23 protein-coding genes are annotated in these 24,234 nt (G+C 62.2%); 17 read left to right on the top strand and 6 right to left on the bottom strand.

The features are described from left to right. Nucleotides 1-140 precede the first annotated feature (140 nt). Complete coding sequence (locus FHW75_RS20990; protein WP_025753266.1) at nucleotides 141-1,751, top strand: hypothetical protein; 1,611 nt, start codon at nucleotides 141-143, stop codon at nucleotides 1,749-1,751. A gap of 56 nt (nucleotides 1,752-1,807) precedes the next feature. Here the strand turns inward: FHW75_RS20990 and FHW75_RS20985 are convergent, their stop codons facing one another. Genes FHW75_RS20985 through FHW75_RS20975 form a run of 3 tightly spaced genes read right to left on the bottom strand, consistent with a single transcriptional unit; the run spans nucleotide 1,808 to nucleotide 6,373 of the window. Further along, nucleotides 1,808-3,226, bottom strand: a complete 1,419-nt coding sequence (locus tag FHW75_RS20985) for an efflux transporter outer membrane subunit (protein WP_025753267.1) — start codon at nucleotides 3,224-3,226, stop codon at nucleotides 1,808-1,810. Beyond that, nucleotides 3,223-5,190, bottom strand: a complete 1,968-nt coding sequence (locus tag FHW75_RS20980) for a MacB family efflux pump subunit (protein ID WP_019096325.1) — start codon at nucleotides 5,188-5,190, stop codon at nucleotides 3,223-3,225. The genes FHW75_RS20985 and FHW75_RS20980 overlap by 4 nt, the downstream gene beginning before the upstream one ends. 1 nt (nucleotide 5,191) lies before the next feature. Next, entirely contained in the window at nucleotides 5,192-6,373 is a 1,182-nt protein-coding gene (locus FHW75_RS20975; RefSeq protein WP_019096324.1) for an efflux RND transporter periplasmic adaptor subunit, read from the bottom strand. A 139-nt stretch (nucleotides 6,374-6,512) separates the two neighbouring features. Between FHW75_RS20975 and FHW75_RS20970 the strand changes: the two genes are divergently transcribed. Then, nucleotides 6,513-7,103, top strand: coding sequence for a sigma-70 family RNA polymerase sigma factor (locus FHW75_RS20970; protein WP_260308797.1), 591 nt, complete (start codon nucleotides 6,513-6,515; stop codon nucleotides 7,101-7,103). A gap of 37 nt (nucleotides 7,104-7,140) precedes the next feature. Here the strand turns inward: FHW75_RS20970 and azu are convergent, their stop codons facing one another. After that, nucleotides 7,141-7,602: an azurin gene (gene azu, locus FHW75_RS20965; RefSeq protein WP_016711661.1), complete on the bottom strand. Its 462-nt coding sequence runs from the start codon at nucleotides 7,600-7,602 to the stop codon at nucleotides 7,141-7,143. A 299-nt stretch (nucleotides 7,603-7,901) separates the two neighbouring features. Here azu and FHW75_RS20960 point away from each other — a divergent pair, with 299 nt between their 5' ends. Together FHW75_RS20960 and FHW75_RS20955 are read left to right on the top strand one after the other, a co-directional pair. Beyond that, entirely contained in the window at nucleotides 7,902-8,381 is a 480-nt protein-coding gene (locus tag FHW75_RS20960) for a histidine kinase (protein WP_183674452.1), read from the top strand. A gap of 72 nt (nucleotides 8,382-8,453) precedes the next feature. Beyond that, nucleotides 8,454-9,779, top strand: a complete 1,326-nt coding sequence (locus FHW75_RS20955; protein WP_025753269.1) for an MFS transporter — start codon at nucleotides 8,454-8,456, stop codon at nucleotides 9,777-9,779. A 178-nt stretch (nucleotides 9,780-9,957) separates the two neighbouring features. Here FHW75_RS20955 and FHW75_RS20950 read toward each other — a convergent pair whose 3' ends face one another. Next, nucleotides 9,958-11,640, bottom strand: a complete 1,683-nt coding sequence (locus FHW75_RS20950; RefSeq protein ID WP_080578077.1) for an electron transfer flavoprotein-ubiquinone oxidoreductase — start codon at nucleotides 11,638-11,640, stop codon at nucleotides 9,958-9,960. A gap of 532 nt (nucleotides 11,641-12,172) precedes the next feature. On the opposite strand from FHW75_RS20950, the gene FHW75_RS20945 reads away from it, so the two are divergent. From FHW75_RS20945 to FHW75_RS20905, 9 genes are all read left to right on the top strand, one after another. Then, nucleotides 12,173-12,922: an electron transfer flavoprotein subunit beta/FixA family protein gene (locus FHW75_RS20945; protein ID WP_016498683.1), complete on the top strand. Its 750-nt coding sequence runs from the start codon at nucleotides 12,173-12,175 to the stop codon at nucleotides 12,920-12,922. Continuing rightward, a complete protein-coding gene (locus FHW75_RS20940; RefSeq protein ID WP_016711657.1) occupies nucleotides 12,923-13,852 on the top strand; it encodes an electron transfer flavoprotein subunit alpha/FixB family protein in 930 nt (309 codons plus the stop codon). It begins immediately after the preceding gene. A gap of 75 nt (nucleotides 13,853-13,927) precedes the next feature. After that, nucleotides 13,928-14,749, top strand: coding sequence for an ABC transporter substrate-binding protein (locus FHW75_RS20935; RefSeq protein ID WP_183674449.1), 822 nt, complete (start codon nucleotides 13,928-13,930; stop codon nucleotides 14,747-14,749). A gap of 9 nt (nucleotides 14,750-14,758) precedes the next feature. Further along, the gene (locus FHW75_RS20930) at nucleotides 14,759-15,112 is read left to right on the top strand and encodes a DUF4398 domain-containing protein (RefSeq protein ID WP_019096320.1); all 354 of its coding nucleotides are present in this window, start codon (nucleotides 14,759-14,761) and stop codon (nucleotides 15,110-15,112) included. Beyond that, nucleotides 15,109-15,921: an OmpA family protein gene (locus FHW75_RS20925; RefSeq protein ID WP_019096319.1), complete on the top strand. Its 813-nt coding sequence runs from the start codon at nucleotides 15,109-15,111 to the stop codon at nucleotides 15,919-15,921. Before FHW75_RS20930 ends, FHW75_RS20925 begins: the two co-directional genes overlap by 4 nt. Before the next feature lie 174 nt (nucleotides 15,922-16,095). After that, complete coding sequence (locus FHW75_RS20920; protein ID WP_012273358.1) at nucleotides 16,096-17,538, top strand: PLP-dependent aminotransferase family protein; 1,443 nt, start codon at nucleotides 16,096-16,098, stop codon at nucleotides 17,536-17,538. A gap of 64 nt (nucleotides 17,539-17,602) precedes the next feature. After that, nucleotides 17,603-18,076: a hypothetical protein gene (locus FHW75_RS20915; RefSeq protein ID WP_027608712.1), complete on the top strand. Its 474-nt coding sequence runs from the start codon at nucleotides 17,603-17,605 to the stop codon at nucleotides 18,074-18,076. A gap of 130 nt (nucleotides 18,077-18,206) precedes the next feature. Beyond that, nucleotides 18,207-18,461: a YkgJ family cysteine cluster protein gene (locus FHW75_RS20910; protein ID WP_009684718.1), complete on the top strand. Its 255-nt coding sequence runs from the start codon at nucleotides 18,207-18,209 to the stop codon at nucleotides 18,459-18,461. A 33-nt stretch (nucleotides 18,462-18,494) separates the two neighbouring features. Further along, nucleotides 18,495-19,100 (top strand): START domain-containing protein, encoded by a 606-nt coding sequence (locus FHW75_RS20905; RefSeq protein ID WP_025753288.1) that lies wholly within the window; start codon nucleotides 18,495-18,497, stop codon nucleotides 19,098-19,100. Between the two features lie 99 nt (nucleotides 19,101-19,199). On the opposite strand, the gene gltA is transcribed toward FHW75_RS20905, so the two are convergent. Continuing rightward, on the bottom strand, nucleotides 19,200-20,489 hold the full coding sequence (gltA, locus tag FHW75_RS20900) for a citrate synthase (RefSeq protein WP_016711651.1): 1,290 nt from the start codon (nucleotides 20,487-20,489) through the stop codon (nucleotides 19,200-19,202). A 352-nt stretch (nucleotides 20,490-20,841) separates the two neighbouring features. Here gltA and sdhC point away from each other — a divergent pair, with 352 nt between their 5' ends. Genes sdhC through FHW75_RS20880 form a run of 4 tightly spaced genes read left to right on the top strand, consistent with a single transcriptional unit; the run spans nucleotide 20,842 to nucleotide 24,082 of the window. Next, nucleotides 20,842-21,228: a succinate dehydrogenase, cytochrome b556 subunit gene (sdhC, locus tag FHW75_RS20895; RefSeq protein ID WP_012315350.1), complete on the top strand. Its 387-nt coding sequence runs from the start codon at nucleotides 20,842-20,844 to the stop codon at nucleotides 21,226-21,228. Next, nucleotides 21,222-21,590, top strand: coding sequence for a succinate dehydrogenase, hydrophobic membrane anchor protein (gene sdhD, locus FHW75_RS20890; protein WP_003254214.1), 369 nt, complete (start codon nucleotides 21,222-21,224; stop codon nucleotides 21,588-21,590). The genes sdhC and sdhD overlap by 7 nt, the downstream gene beginning before the upstream one ends. Nucleotides 21,591-21,593: 3 nt before the next feature. Next, nucleotides 21,594-23,366 (top strand): succinate dehydrogenase flavoprotein subunit, encoded by a 1,773-nt coding sequence (gene sdhA / locus FHW75_RS20885; RefSeq protein ID WP_016711650.1) that lies wholly within the window; start codon nucleotides 21,594-21,596, stop codon nucleotides 23,364-23,366. An 11-nt stretch (nucleotides 23,367-23,377) separates the two neighbouring features. Further along, complete coding sequence (locus FHW75_RS20880) at nucleotides 23,378-24,082, top strand: succinate dehydrogenase iron-sulfur subunit (RefSeq protein ID WP_016711649.1); 705 nt, start codon at nucleotides 23,378-23,380, stop codon at nucleotides 24,080-24,082. The last annotated feature ends 152 nt before the right edge of the window (nucleotides 24,083-24,234 follow it).

Below are 24,234 nucleotides of genomic sequence, written 5' to 3'. Positions count from 1 at the left end.
CTCGACCGCCTGCACGACGGCCCCATGCCGTTCGAACTTGCTGGGTGAAACGAGCCGAGCCCAAGAGAATTTAGCAACCCTCTAAATCGCTCCCTCAACCATTCGTTTTCGCAGCAGGAGTCACGTCATGAGTACAGTGGATGAAAGTGTCACGTCGTAAGATCCTGGCGGGCCTGGTGGCCGCCGGTGTAGCACTGCCTGCCGGCTATTACGCACGGCAGGCGTGGCAGCGGGCCGAGGAAGCGGAGCTGAGCAGTGACGAGCCTGCGGTGCCGGTCGATGACCTGCCCAATGCGCTGTTAGGTGAACGCCTGGTCGGGATCTGGGACTGGCGCATGACGAGCGATCACCCGGCACTGGCCGAGCTTGCCCGGCCGCAGCAGCTGCTGCTCGACGTAGGGCAGGGTGCCCGTGCCGTGCGCGGCTACCTGGGTACTGCGCCCTATGGCGGTCAGGGTTTGCAGGTATACGGCCCGCTGGCTGCCGACCGGCTGCCGAAGGTGCAACTGAAGATGATGGCGGGTTCTGGCGAGGCCTATGACTGCGATGTCGTGCTGGATGAAATATGGGGCGACTGGAGCGAGGGTGGAGGCAGCGCAACCCTGAGTGGGCACGTACGCCTGGCAGGGACGCAGGCGGGGCATTCCGGGGCGCAAGCGAGCTTTGTCGCCGTCCGCCGACCGTTCGTTCTGGCGCGTGAGCGGCTGCCATACGTGGCGGCCCTGCACGAGGACCTGATTTCACCGCAGCGTCGCTACTATCACCAGCTCTGGCACGCCAGCCGCGATCGCTGGCACCGCATCGATGAGTCCCGGCGGCAGATGGTGCGTGCGCTGGGTTGGCAGGTCGGCCCGTTGGGCAAGGAGCGCAACGCACGCGGGCATGATCGCCATCGCAACGGCTCCGGCGAGGATTTTCTGTTCATGCATCGGCACATGCTGCATGGCGTGCGCGAGGTCCAGGACCTGCGTTCCTGGGCAAGCCTGCCTGCGGCACGTCCATCGATCGGGCAGGGTGTTCAGGCGTTTTTCGATTACCTCGACAATCGCGACGGCTACAGCGTCCCGCCCAACTGGCAGGCGGCCGGCGATGAAGCCTTCAGCCAGTGGCTGTACTACGTCAAGAGCAGCCAGGGGCTGCACGCCAACTTCCAACTGTGGGAGGCCCAGCTGCATGATCCGCAATACCTCAGCACCCTGTGTCTGGGAGAGTTGGGTTCACGCATCGAATTGGGGATCCACGATTGGCTGCACATGCGTTGGGCATCCCTGGGGCGTGACCCGAACTCGGATTACCCGATGCCTTACGGGCGTCGCAACTACGATTTTTCCGAACGCTGGTTCCGCGCCGAGAACGACTTCCTCGGCGATCCGTTTTCCTCCCACGTCAACCCGGTGTTCTGGGCCTTTCATGGCTGGATCGACGACCGCCTGAACGATTGGTACCTGGCCCACCAGCAGGCGCACCCGGGGGAAGTGAAGCCGAAGATGATCGATGGCATTCCGTGGTTTGCGCCAGGGCGCTGGGTGCGTGTGGCCGAGCCTTGGTTGGGGCCTTCGCGTGAAGGTTGCGGTGCCTGGGGGCTGGGCAATGGCGGCGGCACCGGGAAACTGGACATCGAGACCATGAAGCTGGCCTTGCAGGTCATTTTCAGCCCTGAAGAAGACGGCGATCGCCTGGCCAGCAGGGTGCCTCAGCGGCCTTGGTATGCCCGCCATCTGGCACCCGGCCCGCGACGTGACGGTTTGTAGCGTTGACGATTTTTGGCCGGTGTTGCAGCAGGTAGGGCTCCCGTCGGGGGGCTTGCCTACCTCGCTGTCATCAGTGTGTCCGATGCCGTCCAGCCACCGCCCAATGCCTTGTAAAGCGCAACACTGGCCTGCAAACGCGCCTTGCGCAGCCGTACCCGTTCGGCCTGTGCTGTAAACAGGCTGCGTTGCGCTTCCAGCACGCTGAGCAGGTCTTCGGCCCCGGCCCGGTAGCGGTTCTCGGCCAGATCGAACGCGCGTTGCGCTTGGGTGAGCGCTTCATGCTGCCAGTGTGTCTGGCGGTCCAGGCCGTCGACGCTGTTCAAGGCCTTCTCGACTTCGCCGAAACTGGTGATCAGCACGTTGCGATAGGCCTCGAGCAGCTCGTCCTGGCGAGCGATGGCGCGATCACGCTCGGCGCGCAAGGCGCCATTATTGAAAATGGGCGCCGTCAGACCGGCACCGAGGTTGAGCGCCGGATTGCGCAGCAGGTCGATGGCTTTTCTGTCGCCAGTGGCCAGGCTGGCCGTCAAGCTCACCGTGGGGAACAGTGCTGCCCGCGCAACGCTGACATCCGCCTGAGCCGCAGCCAGGCGCGCCTCTGCGCCAGCGATATCCGGGCGGCGCGTCAGCAGTTGGCTGGGAATGCCGGCGGCAATGCTCGGGCCGCTCAGTTGATCGAAAGGCTGATCGGCCAGTTCCAGCGCCTGGACCGGCACGCCAAGCAGGGTTGCCAGGGTGATCTGCGCATCGCGGGCCTCTTGTTGGTAGAGCGGCAACTGTTGTCGCTGGTTGGCCACAAGGCTCTCTTGCTGGGCCAGTTCCAGGGCAGTCGACGACCCGGCCTGGAATCGCGTGCGCACAAGGCTCAGGACCTTGTCGGCGTTTTCCAGGTTAAGCGCGGCGATGCGTGCCTGCTCGCGAGCGGCGAGGGCGCTCAGGTAGGTATCGGCAACGCTGCTCGTCAGGCTCAGTTCGAGCGTGTCACGGTCACGTGCAGTGGCTTGCAGGCCAAGGCGGGCACTGTCACGCGCAGCGGCATTTTTACCCCAGAAGTCCAGCTCGTAGCTGGTCGTCAGGGCCGTGTTGAAGTAGCGGTAGGTCCGCTCGCGGTTCGACGTGTCCTGCTCGCTGTACCCTTGGCCTCGTAGCAAGCGCTGGTGATAGGCGTCGGCGCTGGCGTCGAGGCGCGGTAGCAGGGGGCCGCCGGCAATACGCAGGTCGGCCTGTGCCTGCCTGACCCTGGCCATGGCGGCACGCAGGTCATGGCTGCCCTGGCGCGCCTGCTCGATCAGTTGGCTCAGTTGAGCGCTATTGAACGTTGTCCACCATTGCGCGGAGGCCGCCGTGCCGCCAGCCGGACTTTGCCAGCGGGCAGGTGCAGCGATACCGCTGTCCAATGGCGCAGGGGTGTGGCTGCAAGCACCCAGGATGGTCAGCAGCGGTAGCAGTAAAAACGGGGTTCTGGTCATGGTCATTCACTGGTCAGGGCGGCGACAGGGTCGAGGGCGGCGGCTTTGCGCGCGGGCATGAAACCGAAGATGACGCCCGTGGCTACCGAGCAGGCGAAGGCGCCCACTATCGCCAGGGCAGAAAACGCCACGGCCACCTTGGCCAGGCTGAGTACCACGCCGATCAGCAACGCCAGACAGACGCCGATCAGGCCGCCGGTCAGCGAAAGCACCACGGCTTCAGTCAGGAACTGGCGCAGGATGTCGCGCTGTCGGGCGCCAGTGGCAATGCGGATGCCGATTTCGCGGGTGCGTTCGCGGACGGTCATGAGCATCACGTTCATCACACCGATCCCGCCGACCAGCAGCGAAATGGCGGCAATGGCGCCAAGCATCAGGGACAACCCGTTGCGTGTCGCCGCCTCGGCCTGGATCATCGCCGCGCTGTTGTCGATCTCGAAGTCTTCGATGCCACCGTGCAGGCTCAGCATCAGTTGGCGTATCGCGCGTTCGGTGTCATGCACCTGGGTACTGTCCGCGGCGCCGATGATCACGTATTCCGGGTGTTGCGTGCCGGAAAGACGTATGGATATCGCTGAGTACGGCACGGCGATGCGCAGGTCGTTTCGCTGGTTGGCGCCACTGGAGCCTTTGCTGGCGAGCACGCCGATCACCTGGAAGGGCACGTTCTCGATGAGGATGTACTGGCCGATCGGGTCCTGGCCGTCGACGAACAGCTTCTTGCGCACCTCCGAGCCGATCACCGCCACGGTCGCAGCCGTGGCCAGGTCGTTGTCGGTAAAGAAGCTGCCTTCGCTGACGGGCCAGCTCATCAGCGTCGGGAACACAGGCGAATAGCCGCCGATGGTCGATTCCAGGTCGCGATTGCCGAAGCGCACCTGCGCTTCCACTGTCATGGCCGGCATGATGGACTTCACTTGCGGTAGCTCGGCCAGCGCCTGCACGTCGCTGAGGCGAACGTTGCCGGGCGGAGCGCGCGGTGTTGGAGGGGCACCGTTCATGAAGATGATGTTCGAGCCGAACGCGCCCATCTGGGCCATGACCTGGCGCTTGCTGCCTTCACCCACTGCCAGCATGACGACCACCGACGCGACGCCGATGATGATCCCCAGCAGGGTTAGCGCGGTGCGTGTGCGGTTGCTCCATATGACCCGCCAGGCGGCCTGTAGGGCGTCCCGGGTTTCGCCCAGCCAGGGGCTGCCCTGGCTGTCGGCACGCACCAGGCGCCCGGCCAGATCGACGGCTTGCAGCGCACCTGGGCGACGCGGTGGCGGCGCCTGGTCGGCGCCGCTGTCACTGATGACTTCGCCGTCGCGGATCTCGATGATGCGCTGGGCCCGGGCGGCCACATCGCGGTCGTGGGTGATCAGGATCACCACATGGCCTTGCTCGGCCAGTTCATCCAGCAGGCGCATGACCTCGGTGCCACTGTGGCTGTCCAGCGCACCGGTGGGCTCATCCGCCAGGATGATGTGGCCGCCGTTCATCAATGCCCGGGCGATGGACACCCGTTGTTGCTGGCCGCCTGAAAGCTGGCGCGGGCGATTGCCGGTGCGCTCGCCCAGGCCCAGGCGTTGCAGCAGGGCCTTGGCCCGTTCGGCGCGCGGGGCCGCCGTGGTTCCGGCGTAGATCGCCGGCATCTCCACGTTTTCCTGCGCCGAGGCGGAGGGGATCAGGTGATAGCCCTGAAACACGAACCCGAACGCTTCGCGGCGCAACCAGGCCAGCTCGTCATTGCTCAGGCCGGCAACATCCTGGCCGGCGAAGCGATACTGCCCGGCGCTTGGGCGGTCGAGGCAACCCAGGATGTTCATCAGGGTCGACTTGCCAGAGCCCGAGGTGCCGACGATGGCGATGAACTCTCCGGCATGGACTTTCAGGTCGATGCCGCGCAACACATCGACCTGGGGGCTGTCGCCGCCCCCGTAGGATTTGCGGATGCCGACCAGCTCTATCAGCGGAGTGCTCATGTCAACCCTCACCGCCAACAGGGCCGATCAGCAGTTTGTCACCTTCCGCAAGTCCGTCGAGTATCTGCACGCGCAGGCGGTCACTGAGCCCGGTACGTACCTGGCGCGTCTGTACGTCGCCTTTGCCGGTCAGCACATGGGCAGTCTGCAGTCCCTCGCCCTGGCCCCGTCCCTGAAGCGCCGCGATGGGCACGGTCAACACATCCTTGGCAGACCCGGCGACGAAGAACACTTGGGCAGTCATGTCGGCCATCAGCGCGTTGTCATCGTTGTCGACATCCAGCAGCACGGTGTAGAGCACCACGCGGCCGGTCCCGCTGCCGCTTGCCGTACCGGCGGCAACCGGGCTGCCGCCGCCCTGGCTGAGCTGATCCAGCGGTTTGGGCGGGATCGGCAGAATCTGCCTGACAGTGCTGGTCCAGCGCCTGCCGCCGCTGCCCAGGGTGGTGAAGTAGGCTTGCATGCCGGTCTTGACCTGGCCGATGTCGGCTTCCGAGACCTCGGCCCATACCGTCATCGGCGACAGCTTGGCGATCCGCAGGATCAGCGGGGTGCGCTGCTGCGCGTTCAGGGTTTGCCCTTCTCGTGCATCGACAGCCACCACGGTACCGCCGATCGGGGCGTAGATGCGGGTGTAGCCCAACTGAGCCTGCGCGCTGCGCAACGTGGCCTGCGCCTGGAGAATCTGCGCCTCATACATGTCGATGCGCGCCTGGGTAGTCAGCACCTTGGCCTGGGCGGTCTGCACATCCTCTTCACGCGTGGCGCCGTCGCTGGCCATCCGCTGCTGGCGACGCAACTGTTGTTCGGCCAGGACATGCTCGGCACGCTGCTCCTTGACCTGCGCTTTCAGGGTCTGGATGGCATAGCGCTCGGCATCCAGCTGGGCCTGTTGCGTGGCAGGGTCGATTTCCACCAGCAACTGCCCCTGCTCGACGGTGTCACCGACTTCTACGTGCAACGTGCGGATCTGCCCGGAGGCCTGTGCGCCCACGTCGACGTACTGACGGGGCTGCAGGGTGCCCAGCGCGGTGACACTGGATTCGATGTTGCCACGGCTGACGCTGACGAACGGCCGCTGCTCGGCCGCGGCGGGCAACAGTTGCCAGGTGGCGAATGCGGCCACGGGGATCAGGCACAGCGCGAGCGTTAAGGCACGACGGGTAAGGCGTTGAGGGATCATGCAGGATTTCCGACCATGAGAGGGCCGCTGTCACCAAGGATCAGCTAGGGAGGCTGCCGATTAAACGAAAGCGATCAGGGCGGATTTAGCGGGGAGCGCGCGTTGCGGGCGTGGAAATGTAACAACGTCTTTAAGCTTGATGAGAATTATTATAGTTTATGCGCTCGCGGTGCCATTACTTGGCCTGCAGCGGTCTTCTACCATCATCGACAACAGGGAAAGCGCTTCGATGCCGTCTTCGGGTGTACTGCTCGAGCATTACTACCGTGAACTGGTCGGGTTCCTTCGTTCGCGTCTGGGTAGCCGCCATGCTGCCGAAGATATCGCGCAGGAGGCGTATCTGCGGGTACTCGAGCGGTGTGATGACACGCAGATCTCCCATCCGCGCGCTTTCCTTTACCGCACCGCCCTGAACCTGGTCACCGATGGTCATCGGCGCAACCAGCTTCGTCGCGCCGAGCCTCTGGAGGTTCTGGAAACCGATGAGCGATTCTTCGTCGCCCCCGTGCACGGCGCCTGTCGCCAGGAAGAGCGCCTGGAGTTGCTGCAGCGTGCAGTGGCGGAGCTGAGCGAAACCTGCCGGGCGTGTTTCTTGCTGCGCAAGCTCGAAGGCCTGTCACATGGGGAGATTGCCGCGCGTCTGGGCCTGTCCAAGGCCATGGTGGAGAAGCACATCGTCAACGCCATGAAGCATTGCCGGCTGCGTATGCGCGAGTGGGCCGAGGCCTGAGCGCACGTTCGGCTGTGCGGCCCACTTTCCGATAGCGTCAGCTGCCTGACGAGGTACCGAATGTGAGGGTGCCCTTCATCATGGTGGAGTGGAAAGGGTAGGAGCAGAAAAACGCGTACGCCTGGCCTGCCTGCAGCATGCCGGTGTCGAAAGTGACCGAATCTTTTTCGCCACCCCCGATCAGTCGGGTATGGGCGAGCACGCGCTTGTCGCCCGGCTGGAGGTAGTTATCGGCCTCACCTGCCGCAGCGCCATCGGTGGTCACGCCTTTGATGTCGTCCTTTTTGGCCAGCACCCAGTTGTGGCCCATGATGTTCCTGGGCAGTGTGCCGGTGTGCAGCAAGTTAACGGTAAAGCGTTGGCAGGTCTGCGGTACGGTGATCGTTTTCAGGTCGTAGGTCATCTGGTCAGTACTGTGAATGTCTACCGAACAGGGCTCGGCGGACCATGCGACGCTGGACAGGGTCAGGGCGAAAAAGGCTAGGGCCGGGCGAAACATCTGGGTTCTCCGCGAATGTAAGAGGCGATGCCTTGGGGCATGAGCCTCCTTTAAACGAAGTGCGAGCGTCGGGGTTTAGGCGCGCGGTTACCTGAACGGCTTGACGGGGTGAGCGCAAGTGGCAAACCGGAGTACCGGGCTAAAGGCAAATGCAAATTCCGTCAGTCAATCACTTGATTTATGCGGCTTTCCCGACTTCTATCAAAGTAGACCGCTGCCAGGCATGGCCTTGGCAGTCGCCATAACGGGCGCAGTAAGGTCATGGAATGTACCCATTACCCAGCTGCCCAGGCCCGACCATGGCAAACAAGACCCTGCGCATTCTCATTGCCGACACCCACCCCTGCCAGCGGCTGCAGTTGGAGCGGCTGCTCAATGGCCTGGGCTACTATCGGATCGCCCCCGTTGACAGTTTCGAGGAGCTGCAGCGTTTGGTGCAGTGCGCCTTGCAGCCTTTTCACTTGCTGCTGGGCAATATCGAACTGGCCAGCCATGCCGGGGTTGACCTGGAGCGTTTTTGTCGCGTCAGTACCCAGATCCAGCACGCCCTGCTTTACCATTCCAGCCAGTTGAAAGTGCCTGCGGTGCCGCAGGCCGAGCGCCAGGCGGTCAGCCTGAGCCTGCCGCAGGTGCCCGATAACGAGGCGCTGGAGTCATTCATGGCGATCATCGACGGACCGGTGCTGGTCGGCAAATTGCCGCTGCCGGGCGCCATGCCGGCGGCTACGGCCAGGCCACGGCCGCGCGCCAACTTCGCGCATACGGTGTTCCACCGCTAGCCGCGCAGCAGGCGGGGCAACGGGGCAGCTATTTGCTATCCTCTTGCCCTTTGCCGATTTGCGGACCCTGCCATGACTGCCATCGATACCGCTCGCCCGCCCCGGTTCAGCCGCGGCGACCATCGGACCCTGGGCCTGGCGGCACTGGGCGGCGCGCTGGAAATCTACGACTTCATCATTTTCGTATTTTTTGCGCTGACCCTCAGCCAGCTGTTCTTCCCGCCCGAGATGCCAGAGTGGCTGCGCCTGCTGCAAAGCTTCGGGATCTTCGTCACCGGCTACCTGGCGCGGCCGCTGGGCGGCATCTTGATGGCGCACTTCGCCGACCACCTGGGGCGCAAGCGGGTGTTCAGCCTGAGCATCCTGATGATGGCCCTGCCATGCCTGCTGATCGGGGTAATGCCGACCTATGCCGACATCGGCTACGCCGCACCGTTGATCCTGCTGGCGCTGCGCATCCTCCAGGGCGCGGCCGTGGGGGGCGAGGTGCCAAGTGCCTGGACCTTCGTCGCCGAGCACGCGCCTGCCGGGCGGCGCGGGTATGCGTTGGGCTTCTTGCAGGCCGGGCTGACCTTCGGCTACCTGCTGGGGGCATTGACCGCGACGTTGCTGGCGCAGGTGTTCACGCCGCAGGAGATCCTCGACTACGCCTGGCGCTACCCGTTCCTGCTGGGTGGCGTGTTTGGTGTGATTGGCGTGTGGCTGCGCCGCTGGCTTAGCGAAACACCGGTGTTCCTTGCCCTGCGTGCGCGCCAGGAACAGCCGGTGAAATTCCCGCTGCGGCGGGTGCTGGGCGAGCACCGTCGGGCGTTGATTCCGGCGGCATTGCTGACCTGTGTGCTGACCTCGGCCGTGGTGGTGCTGGTGGTGATCACCCCCACGGTAATGCAGCAACGCTTTGGCATGAGCGCCGGGCACACCTTCGCCCTGAGCAGCGTGGGTATTGTTTTCCTCAACATCGGCTGCGTGCTGGCCGGGTTGCTGGTCGACCGCGTAGGGGCTTGGCGTGCGCTGATGCTCTACAGCGTGTTGCTGCCGCTGGGGATCGGTGCGCTTTACGCCAGCCTGGTGGGGCAGTGGGAGATGACCTGGCTGGCTTATGCGCTGGCGGGGCTGTCCTGCGGCGTGGTCGGTGTGGTGCCGTCGGTGATGGTTGGATTGTTCCCGGCCGAGATCCGTGTGTCGGGGATTTCCTTCACCTACAACGTGGCCTACGCGCTGTGGGCCAGTACCACGCCGCTGGCGCTGATTGCGCTGATGCCGTGGAGCCCGTGGGTGTGTGTCGGGTTTTGTCTGGTCATGGGCACGGTGGGGCTGCTGACGGCCTTGTATTTCGGGCGGCGTGAGCCATTGGCGTTTGCGGCGGAGCCGATGCCGATCATGTGCGGTGACAAATGAGCCGGTGCATGTCTTGGGTTGTGCAGCAGGGCATAAACCGAGCGCCGCCCGCGCGGCGCTCGATCTGATAAGCGCTGAGCCTCTCACGGCGAACACCTCGCAGCCCAGACGCAATTCACAACAAAAAGCCCCCGGCTCGTGAGCGCCGGGGGCTTTTTGTTACGGCAGGGCCGGGGCCTTACATGTTCGGGTAGTTCGGCCCGCCTGCGCCCTCAGGGGTAACCCAGGTGATGTTCTGGGCCGGGTCCTTGATGTCGCAGGTCTTGCAGTGCACGCAGTTCTGCGCGTTGATCTGGAAGCGCTTGTTGCCGTCTTCCTGGGTGACCACTTCGTACACGCCGGCCGGGCAGTAGCGTTGTGCCGGCTCGTCGTACAGCGGCAGGTTGCTGGCGATCGGCACGTTCGGGTCGGTCAGCTTCAGGTGGCAGGGTTGTTCCTCTTCGTGGTTGGTGCTGGAGAGGAATACCGAGCTGAGCTTGTCGAAGCTGAGCTTGCCGTCCGGTTTCGGGTAGTCGATCTTTTTCGAGTCGGCCGCGAGCTTGAGGCAGGCGTAGTCCGGCTTGGTGTCGTGCAGGGTGAACGGCAGCTTGCCGCCGAACCAGTTCTGGTCCACATAGTTGAACGCAGCGCCCAGCAGTGGGCCGAACTTGTGCATGGCCGGGCCGAAGTTGCGGCTGGCGAACAGTTCTTCGTACAGCCAGCTGGCCTTGAAGGCGCTGACGTAGCCGTTCAGCTGGTCACCGCCCTCGCTGCCGGCGAGCAGCGCGTCGGCCACCGCCTCGGCGGCGAGCATGCCGGACTTCATCGCCGTGTGGCTGCCTTTGATCTTGGCCACGTTCATGGTGCCCAGGTCACAGCCGATAAGTGCGCCGCCGTTGAACACCATTTTCGGCAGCGAGTTGATGCCGCCCTTGGCCAGGGCGCGGGCGCCGTAGCTGATGCGTTTGCCGCCTTCGAGATACTGGCTGATCACCGGATGGTGCTTCAGGCGCTGGAACTCGTCGAATGGCGACAGGTACGGGTTGGCGTAGGACAGGTCGACGATCAGGCCGACCACCACCTGGTTGTTTTCCAGGTGATAAAGGAACGAACCCCCGGTGTTGTCCTTGGCCATCACGTCCAGCGGCCAGCCGGCGGTGTGCACCACCAGGCCCTGCTCGTGCTTGGCAGGGTCGATTTCCCAGATTTCCTTCAGGCCGATGCCGTAGTGCTGCACATCGGACTCGCTGTCCAGGTTGAAGCGCTTGATCAGCTGCTTGCCGATGTGGCCACGGCAACCTTCGGCGAACAGGGTGTACTTGCCACGCAGCTCCATGCCCGGGGTGTACATGCCGTCCTTCGGGTTGCCTTCACGGTCCACACCCATGTCGCCGGTGACAATGCCACGCACCACGCCGTTTTCATCGAACAGCGCTTCCTGGGCGGCGAAGCCCGGGTAGACCTCCACGCCCAGGTTCTCGGCCTGCTGGGCCAGCCAGCGGCACAGGTTGCCCAGCGAGATGATGTAGTTGCCTTCGTTGTGCATGGTTTTGGGCACGAACAGGTCAGGCACCTTGGTGGCGCTGCCGGCATCCTTGAGCACGTAGATGTCGTCGCGCTTCACTTCGGTGTTCAGGGGCGCGCCGAGTTCCTTCCAGTCGGGGAACAGCTCGTTCAGGGCGCGGGGCTCGAACACTGCGCCGGAGAGGATGTGGGCGCCCACTTCAGAGCCTTTTTCCACCACGCAGACGCTGATTTCGCTACCGGCTTCGGCGGCCTTCTGCTTCAGGCGGCAGGCGGCGGACAGGCCCGCCGGGCCGGCGCCGACGATGACCACGTCGAATTCCATGTATTCGCGTTCCACTGGTTCTCTCCTACTCATCAAGGCTCGTGCTGTTGCTTTGTCTTATGGGTGCTTGCGCGCAGTGGCTCATCACGGGAGCGGAACTGTAGCTGCGCAAATGACGGACTACACCGTTTTGTCTTGGCCGCGCATTATATCTACACCACTTGGCGGGTCCAATACAAACGTTTGTTTGAATTTGCCGCAGGCCAGTAAAATCACAGGAGCGCGGCTGGAGGGTGACCGATTTGCCGTATTGACCGGATGGGGTGTTACGGTCAAGATACGAGCGGTTTTACGTTCGCCGTAGGCTTGCAGCCGGGCGCAGGTACACCTCTAAAGACCAGGTGTGGAGCAGGGTTTTGCGGCCTTTGGCCGGTTTGTAGTGGAGTTTACACGCCACGACAGAAAATGACCCGTGAGGATTTGTCGCAATGGTCCGAACAAGACTGTTCGGTCACTGTGAAGTTATTGCCTCCCGATACGTTTTTAGAGGTGCCCTTGTACCCACGCGCATCGCAGGGCTCAGTCCCAGGCGACTATCTATTCACCGGAGAGTAACGAGGAATCCATGAAGGTTCTTGTAGCTGTCAAACGAGTGGTCGACTACAACGTCAAGGTTCGCGTCAAGGCGGACAACTCCGGCGTCGACCTTGCTAACGTCAAGATGTCCATGAACCCCTTCTGCGAAATCGCCGTGGAAGAGGCTGTCCGCTTGAAGGAAAAGGGCGTTGCGACCGAGATCGTCGTCGTTTCCGTCGGCCCGACCACTGCCCAGGAGCAACTGCGTACCGCCCTGGCCCTGGGTGCCGACCGCGCCATCCTGGTAGAAGCCGCTGACGAACTGAACTCCCTGGCTGTGGCCAAGGCGCTGAAAGCCGTTGTCGACAAGGAGCAGCCACAGCTGGTCATCCTCGGCAAGCAGGCCATCGACAGCGACAACAACCAGACCGGCCAGATGCTGGCTGCGCTGACTGGCTACGCGCAAGGCACCTTCGCCTCCAAGGTCGAAGTGGCTGGCGACAAGCTGAACGTCACCCGTGAAATCGATGGCGGTCTGCAGACCGTATCGCTGAACCTGCCAGCCATCGTCACCACCGACCTGCGCCTGAACGAGCCGCGCTACGCGTCGCTGCCGAACATCATGAAGGCCAAGAAGAAGCCGCTGGAGACCGTTACTCCGGACGCGCTGGGCGTTTCCCTCGCCTCCACCAACAAGACCCTGAAGGTTGAAGCCCCGGCTGCCCGCAGCGCTGGCATCAAGGTCAAATCGGTGGCCGAACTGGTCGAGAAGCTGAAGAACGAAGCGAAGGTAATCTAAATGACTATCCTGGTTGTCGCTGAATACGAAGCCGGTGCCGTAGCTCCGGCCACCCTGAACACTGTTGCCGCTGCCGCCAAGATCGGTGGGGATGTGCACGTACTGGTCGCTGGCCAGAACGTCGGCAGCATTGCCGAATCTGCTGCCAAGATCGCTGGCGTGGCCAAGGTGCTGGTTGCCGATAACGCTGCCTACGCCCATGTGCTGCCAGAGAACGTCGCGCCGCTGATCGTCGAGCTGGCCAAGGGTTACAGCCACGTGCTGGCTCCGGCCACCACCAACGGCAAGAATATCCTGCCGCGCGTTGCCGCGCTGCTGGACGTGGACCAGATTTCCGAGATCATCTCGGTCGAGTCCGCTGACACCTTCAAGCGCCCAATCTACGCCGGTAACGCCATTGCCACCGTGCAGTCGAGCGCTTCGGTCAAGGTCATCACCGTGCGTACCACCGGCTTCGACCCTGTCGCCGCCGAAGGTGGCTCGGCCGCTGTTGAGGCTGTTGGTGCTGCGCACAACGCTGGCATTTCTGCCTTCGTTGGTGAAGAGCTGGCCAAGTCCGACCGCCCAGAGCTGACCGCTGCCAAGATCGTCGTGTCCGGCGGCCGTGGCATGGGCAACGGTGACAACTTCAAGCACCTGTACAGCCTGGCCGACAAGCTCGGCGCTGCCGTCGGTGCCTCGCGCGCCGCAGTCGACGCCGGCTTCGTGCCGAACGACATGCAGGTCGGCCAGACCGGCAAGATCGTTGCGCCACAGCTGTACATCGCCGTCGGTATCTCCGGCGCGATCCAGCACTTGGCCGGCATGAAAGACTCCAAAGTGATCGTTGCGATCAACAAGGACGAAGAAGCGCCGATCTTCCAGGTAGCCGACTACGGCCTGGTCGCAGACCTGTTCGAAGCGGTTCCGGAGCTGGAAAAGCTGGTCTGATCCGCCTGCTTCACTTATAAAGAACCCGGCCCTCGTTTCGAGGGTCGGGTTTTTTTATGGGTTGAGGAGTGAGGGATGACGTTGCGTGAAACGGGCAGGGCGCTGGCATGCATGGCGGCGCTGTTCTCACCGCTGGTCATGGCGGCAGGCAAGTGCGAACGCCTGGTGGCAACCGGCAGCCCTGATGCGCCGCCCTATTCATGGCAAGACCCACAAGACCCTGAACACCTGATCGGCGCCAACATAGACCTGTTGCGTCAGGTGGCTGGCGAGTTGGGTGTAAAAGTCGAAGTACTGAGCGCAGGTCGTCGCGACCAGGCACTGGAGGAAGTGCGCAGTGGCCGCATGGATCTGCTACTCGACACCCCCATGCAGGTGGAGCAATTGACCGCGCTGGACTACATCCACCCGCCGTTGCAGCTCAACGAGTACCTGGTGTGGACGCGTCATGATGCCCAGCTGACCTTCGACGGGCCGGCGGACCTGGCCAGGTATCAGGGCAGCTTGTCCGAGCGCGCACGGCTGACACCGGCCTTCACCGCCTTCGCCAAGGCCCAGCTCAAGCTGGTGCCGGCGCAGAACCTTACCCAGGCCTTCCAGAAACTGGTGCTCGGCCAAGTGGACTATGTGCTGGCTGGCCGCTATTCAGGCATGGCCATGGCCCAGAGCCTGGGTATGAGCAATGACCTGATCGCCCGTGGCCTGCCGGTGGACCGGCCAGGCCTGTACTTGGCCCTTTCACACAACTCGGCCTGCAATGACAGCTGGTTGCGTGGGCAATTGGCGAAAAAACTGACAGAATTGCCGATCTCCGGTGCGTCCGAGGCGGTCCTGCAACGAAATGTCGAGCGCTGGAAAGCGCAGTTGCAGGTGCCGGCGGACGCCCCCAAACACTAGGAAGATTGCGTGAGAACCCAACCACTAATCCTTGCCTTGGCCATGCTTGGCCTGGCTGGCTGCGCCAATGATCCGGCCCCTGACGAGCAGATGCGCATTTCCGAACAGGCCCTGGAGCAGGCCAAGGCCGTAGGTGCCACCGAGCAGGTCGAAACGCTGAAGCTGGCTGAAGACAAGCTGGCCCGGGCCAAGGCCAACATGCTGAGCGAAGACTATCGCGATGCGCGCATGCGTGCCGAACAGGCCGAGCTGGATGCGCGTCTGGCCGAGGCCCAGGTGCTGAACCAGAAGAGCGAAGAGCAGCTCCAGCTGTTGCAGTCGCGGGTCAAGCGCCTGCGCAAGCAACTGGAGGTGCAGCCATGATCCGCCGCACACCGTTGGCTGCGCTGGTAGTGCTGGCGCTGGCCGCAGGCTTGCAAGGCTGTGCCAGCCAGCGCAGTTCTGCAGCGCTGGATGAAGCCAGTGCCGCCTTCGCCAAGGTCAAGGATGATTCCGATGTGCTGCGCAGTGCGCCGCGCGATGTGATCCGCGCGGGCGAGTCGCTGGCCCGTGCCGAGCGTTTGTCCAGCTACATCGGCACCGGTTCCGATGTGCGCCATTACGCTTACCTCAGCCAGCGCTACAGCGAGATTGCCCGTGAGCATGCCAAGCTGGCGCTGAACCAGGAGCGCCAGACCAAGCTCGATCTGGAGCGCCAGCGCCTGCAGCTGGCCTTGCGCGAGGCCAAGCTGGCCAGCGTGCAGCAGCAGGGCAAATGGGTCGAGTCGCAAATCGCGGCACTGGCCTCCGAGCAGACCGACCGTGGCTTGGTGATGACCTTGGGCGACGTGCTGTTCGATACCGGCCGTGCCGACCTGAAGAACTCGGCCAGCCGCACGGTACTCAAGCTGGTGCAGTTCCTTCAGCTTAACCCGCGTCGGGTGGTACGTATCGAAGGCTATACCGACAGCACCGGCGCGGCCGAGGACAACCTGAAACTGTCTCGCGATCGGGCGCAGGCCGTGGCTGACATGCTGGTGGACCTGGGCATCGACGAAAAGCGTTTGCAGGTCGAGGGCTATGGCGACCAGTACCCGATCGAGGCCAACGCCTCTGAGCGGGGCAGGGCGCAGAACCGTCGGGTAGAAATCGTGTTCTCCGACGACAAGGGCAGGCTCGCGCCTGCGCGCTGAGTTCGACTCAAAGAAGGGCCGCCATGCGGCCCTTCTTTTTGTCGGTTTAATCGTTTCGATAGTTATCACGCTGTTGTATTGTCGACTATGTTGCATTCTGTCCCAGTACACTTTGCAACTGTTACGGTATCCTTTACCGTCATCGAGCCGCACAAGAACAACGAGCCTGCCGCCATGACCAACCTGCTGCTGTACCAGCGTATCGCCCAGCAACTGGCCGATGACATCCGCCGCGGTGTCTACCAGCCAGGCGAGCGGGTACCCTCCGTGCGCAAGATGAGCGCCCAGCTCAATGTCAGCCATGCCACGGTGCTGCAGGCCTATGCCAACCTCGAAGATCAAGGCCTGATCCGTGCGCGGCCGCAGTCTGGCTACTATGTGCACCAGACGCCGGCCCTGACTGCGCAAACCCCCGACATTGCCCGGGTGGAGCGCCCTGGTCTGGTGACCCGTGCCAGCATCATCCAGCAAGTGCTCACCGAAGCGCGCCGCGATGGTGTATTTCCGTTCGGCGCTGCGGTGCCGCATGTCGACTACCTGCCGGTGCGTGCCCTGCACCAGCAAATTGCCAAGGTCACCCGCTTTCACAGCCCGCGCGCGTTCAGTTACATGTTCAGCCCGGGTTTCGAGCCGTTGCGCCGGCAGATTGCCATTCGCATGCGCGATGCCGGTGTACTGGTCGACCCGCGTGAAGTGATCGTGACCCACGGTTGCGTCGATGCGCTGCAAATGTCATTGCGTGTGCTGACGCGTCCGGGGGACTTGATCGCCGCCGAGTCGCCGACGTATTACGGCTTGCTGCAGCTGGCGGACCTGCTGGGCCTGAAGGTGATTGAAATCCCCAGCGACCCGTCCACGGGCATCAGCCTTGAAGCTTTGCAGCTGGCGGCCAACCAGTGGTCGATCAAGGCCCTCGTGCTCACCGCGCGGCTGAGCAACCCCTTGGGTGGCACCGTCCCGGAAGAGCGGCAGAAACAACTGCTGCGCCTGGCATCGGACTTCGATATCCAGATCATCGAGGACGATATCTATGGCGAGCTGATGTTCGAGCAGGGCAAGACCAAGGCGCTGAAGGCGTTCGACCGGCTGGACCGGGTAATCTATTGCTCAAGCTTCTCCAAGACGCTGTCCCCCGGCGTACGTGTTGGCTGGATGATTGCCGGGCGTTACCAGGACGAAATCCAGCGGCTGCAAACCTTCACTACCCACTCGGCGTGCAGCGTCACGCAAATGGGGGTGGCGGCCTACCTGGAGAATGGCGGCTACGACCGGCATCTGCGCTACATCCGTCAGGAGTATCGCAAGAACCTCAGCGCCTACCAGTTGGCAGTGCAGCAGCACTTCCCCGAAGGCACCCAGATGACCCGGCCTACGGGCGGTTTCATTCTGTGGGTGAGCCTGCCCGGGCGGGTCAACACGCAGGAGCTGCATGTGCGGGCGCTGGAGCAGGGCATCAGCATTGCGCCGGGGTTAATATTCAGTAATACAGAGCAGTTCAACCACTGCATCCGCCTTAATTGCGGTATTCCGTGGAACAAGGAGGCCGAGCGTGCCGTGATTACCCTCGGCTTGCTGGCTCAGCAGTTGTGCCGGGAGCCTGCGCTCACCCTTTTGTAAGGCTTGCCAGCTGCCTGTGGAACAGGGAGCATACGCACTTTTCCTGCCAGTCTGTCCATTTGCCATGAATGCTTTACGCCGTTTTGCCCTGATCTTGTGCCTCGCACCGTTCTGCTGTGCGCCAGCCATGGCTGCGCAGCCGGCCAGCCAGGCTCCGGTCACCCAGGGCAAGCCAGTGCAGAAAAAGGCGGCAGCCAAGCCTGTCCAGAAGCAGGCGGTAAAAAAAGCCGCCAACAGCAAGGCCAAGGCGCCCAAGCCGGTCAGCAAGGCGGTGGCCAAGCCGCTGCCAAAGGCAAAGCTTGACCTCAGCCTGCCGGTCGATATGGTCAACTCACTTGAGCCGAACGTTGGCACCCCGTCGCCGATTCAGCGACGCAAACCCTTGCTGCCGCCCATGTTCACCGAGAAACCAGAAACCAACGACAGCCCGTTCCAGCTCAATGGCCGGCTGATCAACAACGAAATGCAGTTGCAATTGCGCAACGACAGCCGTCATGACGTTGAAGGGGCGGCCATCGATTTCGAGTACCGGCAGTAGCAGTCAAACTGACTGCCGGGTCACTGCACATTTCATCGTGCCAGTAATTTCAAACGCCTGTTTGAGCGGTTACTATCCAGGGACGTTCGTCCCGTTTTGTTCCAGGGAGTCCTGATTTTGGTGAATAGCCATGAATTGTCGTGAGGGCTGCGGTGCCTGCTGCATCGCCCCGTCCATCACTTCTGCGATGCCGCGCATGCCCAATGGCAAGCCGGCGGGTGAGCGCTGCCTGCACCTGACGGCTGCCAACCTCTGCGACCTGTTTGGCAAGCCCGAGCGGCCGGCGGTGTGCGGTGGCTTCAAGGCGGATGTCGAGGTGTGCGGCAGCGACCGTGACGAGGCAATCAGGATTCTGGGTTGGTGGGAGCAGATGACGGCGGCGTGAGAGACTGGATCTTCGACAACAAGGATAAACATGATGAGATCGTTCAAGCGTATTGCACTGCTGTGTGGCATGGGTGTTTTGCTGTCGCCGGTGGCCTGGGCCGAAAACTGGCAAGTGGCCAAGGACGAGGAGGGGATCAAGGTATCTCTCAGTGAAGTAGCCGGTTCCAAGTACAAGGCCTATCAAGGCGTTACCGTGATCAAGGCGCCGCTGGCCAAGGTGCAGGCGTTGCAGGAAGACGTGGTCGGCGCCTGTGCATGGATTCACGAGTGCAAGTCGCAAAAGCTGCTCAAGCATGAAGGCGACCAGAGCTGGACCTACACCCAGTTCAACACGCCGTGGCCAGTGACGCCGCGTGATTCGGTGTTGCATATCACCACGGTCAAGGGGGCTGATGGCAGCTTGACCCGTAATCTGGTCGAAGAGCCGACCTATGTCCCGGAAGAGAAGGGCTTTGTGCGGGTGGCGAAAGTGGAAGGCTTCTGGAAACTGGTGCCCAAGGGTGACAGCACCGAAGTGACCTACCAGGTGCACACCGAGCCGGGTGGTAGCGTGCCGGCGATGGTGGCCAACAAGTTCGTGGTGGATGCGCCGTTCAATACCCTGAAAGGGCTGCGGGAGCGGGCTGAGAAGAACTGAGGTTTGGTGTTGCCTGTGCCGGCCTCTTCGCTGGCACAGGAAAAAGCCAATAAAAAAAGGCTGCCCAAGGGCAGCCTTTTTGCGTTCGGCCAGTAAAGCTTACTTGCGGTCCTGCAGCGCAACGATGTCGCGCTTCTGCTCGCCGGTGTACAGCTGGCGCGGGCGGCCAATCTTGTACGGGCTGGAGAGCATTTCTTTCCAGTGCGAGATCCAGCCCACGGTACGTGCCAGGGCGAAGATCACGGTGAACATGCTGGTCGGAATGCCGATCGCCTTGAGGATGATCCCCGAGTAGAAGTCGACGTTCGGGTACAGCGAGCGCTCGATGAAGTAAGGATCGGTGAGGGCGATCTCTTCCAGGCGCATGGCCAGTTCCAGCTGCGGGTCGTTCTTGATGCCCAGCTCGCGCAGGACTTCGTCGCAGGTCTGCTTCATCACGGTGGCGCGCGGGTCGCGGTTCTTGTACACGCGGTGACCGAAGCCCATCAGCTTGAACGGGTCGTTCTTGTCCTTGGCCTTGGCGATGAACTTGTCGATGTTCGAAACATCGCCGATTTCATCGAGCATGGTCAGTACGGCTTCGTTCGCACCGCCGTGGGCCGGACCCCACAGTGCGGCGATACCGGCGGCGATACAGGCGAACGGGTTGGCACCCGACGAGCCGGCCAGGCGAACGGTGGAGGTGGAGGCATTCTGTTCGTGGTCGGCATGGAGGATGAAGATCCGGTCCATTGCCTTGGCCAGTACCGGGCTGATCGGTTTGATCTCGCACGGGGTGTTGAACATCATGTGCAGGAAGTTTTCCGCGTACGACAGGTCGTTGCGCGGGTACATCATCGGCTGGCCCATGGAGTACTTGTAAACCATCGCGGCCAGGGTCGGCATCTTGGCGACCAGGCGCACCGCGGAAATTTCGCGGTGTTGCGGGTTATTGATATCCAGGGAGTCGTGATAGAACGCCGACAGGGCGCCGACCACGCCACACATCACCGCCATCGGGTGAGCGTCGCGACGGAAACCGTTGAAGAAGGACTTCAGCTGCTCGTGAACCATGGTGTGGTTCTTGACGGTGCTGACGAACTGGGCCTTCTGCTCGGCATTCGGCAGTTCGCCGTTGAGCAGCAGGTAGCAGGTTTCGAGGTAGTCGGATTGTTCGGCGAGTTGTTCGATCGGGTAGCCGCGGTGCAGCAGGATCCCTTTGTCGCCGTCAATGTAGGTGATCTTCGACTCGCACGAGGCAGTCGCCATGAAACCAGGGTCGAAGGTGAAGTGACCAGTGGCCCCCAACCCGCGGACGTCGATTACATCAGGACCAACGGTGCCGGTTAAAATGGGCAGCTCGACGGGGGCAGCGCCCTCGATGACCAACTGCGCTTTTTTGTCAGCCATGTGGCCTCCTATTAATGCTAGAAATCATCAGACAGACCCCCCACGCAGGGCCCGCACCACTATAGAGGGATAAATTCAGATGTCAATTTGCCTAAAGGCTTGTTGAATCAAGCATTCAAGCCTGATTTTTCCCGAAATTCTCGCCCATTTACGCCTTTTGTTCGCTAAAGGCAATGCGCTATTTGGGCTACCCCGTCACGTTGTCATAAGCAGCCTAACTGTCTATACTCGGCACCCGACCGCCAGGGGCTTGCAAGCCCGAACTGCTGGGGGTCGCCGTTCCCTGGGTGGTGGGTACCTGACCAGTACACTTACCAACAACTTTGCCCTGATTCGCTAGGGGCTCTTCAGTGTGAAAAAAGCCGTGAAAAGCCAACGACCTGTAAACCTAGACCTAAGGACCATCAAGCTCCCCGTCACTGCGTACACGTCCATCCTGCACCGTATCTCCGGCGTCATCCTGTTCCTCGGCCTTGCCATCATGCTTTATGCACTGGGCAAGTCGCTGGGTTCCGAGGAAGGCTTCGGTGAGGTGAAGGCGTGTCTGACCAGCCCGCTGGCCAAATTCGTGACCTGGGGGCTGCTGTCTGCCCTGCTTTATCACCTCGTGGCAGGTGTTCGTCACCTGATCATGGACATGGGTATCGGTGAGACGCTGGAAGGCGGCAAGCTGGGCTCGAAAATCGTGATCGTCATCTCCGTGGTGCTGATCGTTCTGGTGGGAGTTTGGGTATGGTAACCAATGTCACGAACCTGTCGCGTTCGGGCCTCTATGACTGGATGGCGCAGCGCGTTTCTGCGGTCGTTCTCGCGGCTTACTTCCTCTTCCTGATCGGCTACGTGGTCGCCCACCCAGGCATCGACTACACCCAGTGGCATGGTCTGTTCTCCAACAACGCGATGCGGATCTTCAGTCTGCTGGCCCTCGTTGCCCTGGGCGCTCACGCCTGGGTCGGCATGTGGACCATTGCAACCGACTACCTGACGCCTATGTCGTTCGGCAAGTCGGCAACTGCGATTCGTTTCCTGTTCCAGGCGGTATGCGGCGTTGCGATGTTCGCTTACTTCGTCTGGGGTGTGCAGATTCTCTGGGGTATCTGATCCATGGCTAGCATTCCAACCATTTCCTTCGACGCCATCATCATCGGTGGCGGCGGCGCCGGCATGCGCGCCGCGCTGCAACTGGCTCAAGGCGGCCACAAGACTGCCGTAGTCACCAAGGTCTTCCCGACCCGTTCGCACACTGTATCCGCCCAGGGCGGCATCACCTGTGCCATCGCTTCGGCCGACCCGAACGACGACTGGCGCTGGCACATGTACGATACCGTCAAGGGCTCCGACTACATCGGTGACCAGGACGCTATCGAATACATGTGTCAGGAAGGCCCGGCTGCGGTCTTCGAACTGGACCACATGGGCCTGCCGTTCTCGCGTACCGAAACCGGTCGTATCTACCAGCGTCCGTTCGGTGGCCAGTCCAAGGACTTCGGTAAAGGTGGCCAGGCTGCCCGTACCTGTGCCGCTTCCGACCGTACCGGTCACGCGCTGCTGCACACCCTGTACCAGGGCAACCTGAAAGCAGGCACTACCTTCCTCAACGAGTACTACGCGGTTGACCTGGTGAAAAACCAGGACGGCGCGTTCGTCGGTGTGATCGCAATCTGCATCGAAACCGGCGAAACCATGTACATCAAGTCCAAGGCCACCGTTCTGGCCACTGGCGGTGCCGGTCGTATCTACGCCTCCACCACCAACGCCCTGATCAACACCGGTGACGGTATCGGCATGGCCCTGCGTGCAGGCGTACCGGTGCAGGACATCGAGATGTGGCAGTTCCACCCGACCGGTATCGCCGGCGCCGGTGTACTGGTAACCGAAGGTTGCCGTGGTGAAGGTGGCTACCTGATCAACGCCCACGGCGAGCGCTTCATGGAGCGTTACGCGCCGAACGCGAAAGACCTGGCCGGCCGCGACGTGGTTGCCCGTTCCATGGTCAAGGAAATCATCGCCGGCAACGGCGTGGGCCCGAACAAGGACCACGTACTGCTGAAGCTGGACCACCTGGGCGAGGAAGTGCTGCACAGCCGCCTGCCAGGTATCTGCGAACTGTCCAAGACCTTCGCCCACGTCGACCCTGTGGTCGCGCCTGTTCCGGTCGTACCGACCTGCCACTACATGATGGGCGGCGTTGCCACCAACATTCATGGCCAGGCCATCACCATGGACGCCGAAGGCAAGGACCAGATCATCCCGGGTCTGTTCGCCGTGGGTGAAGTGGCGTGCGTATCGGTACACGGTGCCAACCGCCTGGGCGGCAACTCGCTGCTCGACCTGGTGGTATTCGGTCGCGCCGCTGGCCTGCACCTGGAAAAATCGCTGTCCGACGGCGTGGAATACCGCGACGCCAGCGACACCGATATCGATGTGGCCCTGAACCGCCTGAACAAGCTCAACGAGCGTACTTCTGGCGAAGACGTTGCCAGCCTGAAGCGCGAGCTGCAGAGCTGCATGCAGAACTACTTCGGTGTATTCCGTACCGGCGAATACATGCAGAAGGGTATCGAGCAGCTGGCCGGCCTGCGTGACCGCATCGCCAACGTCAAGATCAACGACAAGTCCCAGGCCTTCAACACCGCGCGTATCGAAGCGCTGGAGCTGCAGAACCTGCTGGAAGTCGCCGAAGCTACCGCCATCGCGGCCGAAGCCCGTAAAGAGTCCCGCGGCGCTCACGCCCGTGAAGACTTCGAAGACCGTGACGACGAAAACTGGCTGTGCCACACCCTGTACTACCCGGGTGAGAAGCGCGTTGCCAAGCGTGGCGTCAACTTTGCGCCGAAGACTGTTCCAGCCTTCGAACCAAAAGTCCGGACTTACTAAGGGTGGCTGCTATGTTGAAAGTCGAAGTTTATCGTTACAACCCGGACACCGACTCGGCGCCCAAAATGGAGTCGTTCGACGTCGATACCGGCGGCAAGGACCTGATGGTTCTCGATGTATTGGCGCTGATCAAGGAAAAGGACGAAGGTTTCTCGTACCGTCGCTCCTGCCGTGAAGGCGTGTGCGGTTCCGACGGCATGAACATGAACGGCAAGAACGGCCTGGCCTGCATCACCCCGCTGTCGGCGGTGGTGAAGGGCAACAAGCTGGTGCTGCGTCCGCTGCCAGGCCTGCCGGTCATTCGTGACCTGGTGGTCGACATGAGCATCTTCTACAAGCAGTACGAGAAGGTGAAGCCGTTCCTGCAGAACGATACCCCGGCACCGGCCATCGAGCGCCTGCAGTCGCCGGAAGACCGTGACAAGCTGGACGGCCTGTACGAGTGCATCCTGTGCGCGTGCTGCTCGACGTCCTGCCCGTCGTTCTGGTGGAACCCGGACAAGTTCCTGGGCCCGGCTGCACTGCTGCAAGCCTACCGCTTCCTGGCTGACAGCCGCGATACCAAGACTCAGGAGCGCCTGGCGTCCCTGGATGACCCGTTCAGCGTATTCCGCTGCCGCGGGATCATGAACTGCGTAAACGTTTGCCCGAAAGGTCTGAACCCGACCAAGGCAATCGGTCACGTACGTAACATGCTGCTGCAAAGCGGCACCTGATACAAAGTGTTGTACCTGCAGTAAGCCGAGGTGCGGGTGGTGAGCCCGCACTGAGGTAAAACCCGAACAAGGGCCCACAAAGCCTGCGTTCATTACCTATGAAGATATGAGACCAGCAGGGGCTTTCCGGGCTGGTACCCGGAAAATCAGCA

This window comes from Pseudomonas sp. OG7 (assembly GCF_014192825.1).
GTDB classification, from domain to species: domain Bacteria; phylum Pseudomonadota; class Gammaproteobacteria; order Pseudomonadales; family Pseudomonadaceae; genus Aquipseudomonas; species Aquipseudomonas monteilii.
Note: the sequence above shows the minus strand (reverse complement) of the source record. Positions and strands in the feature narration are given on the sequence as shown.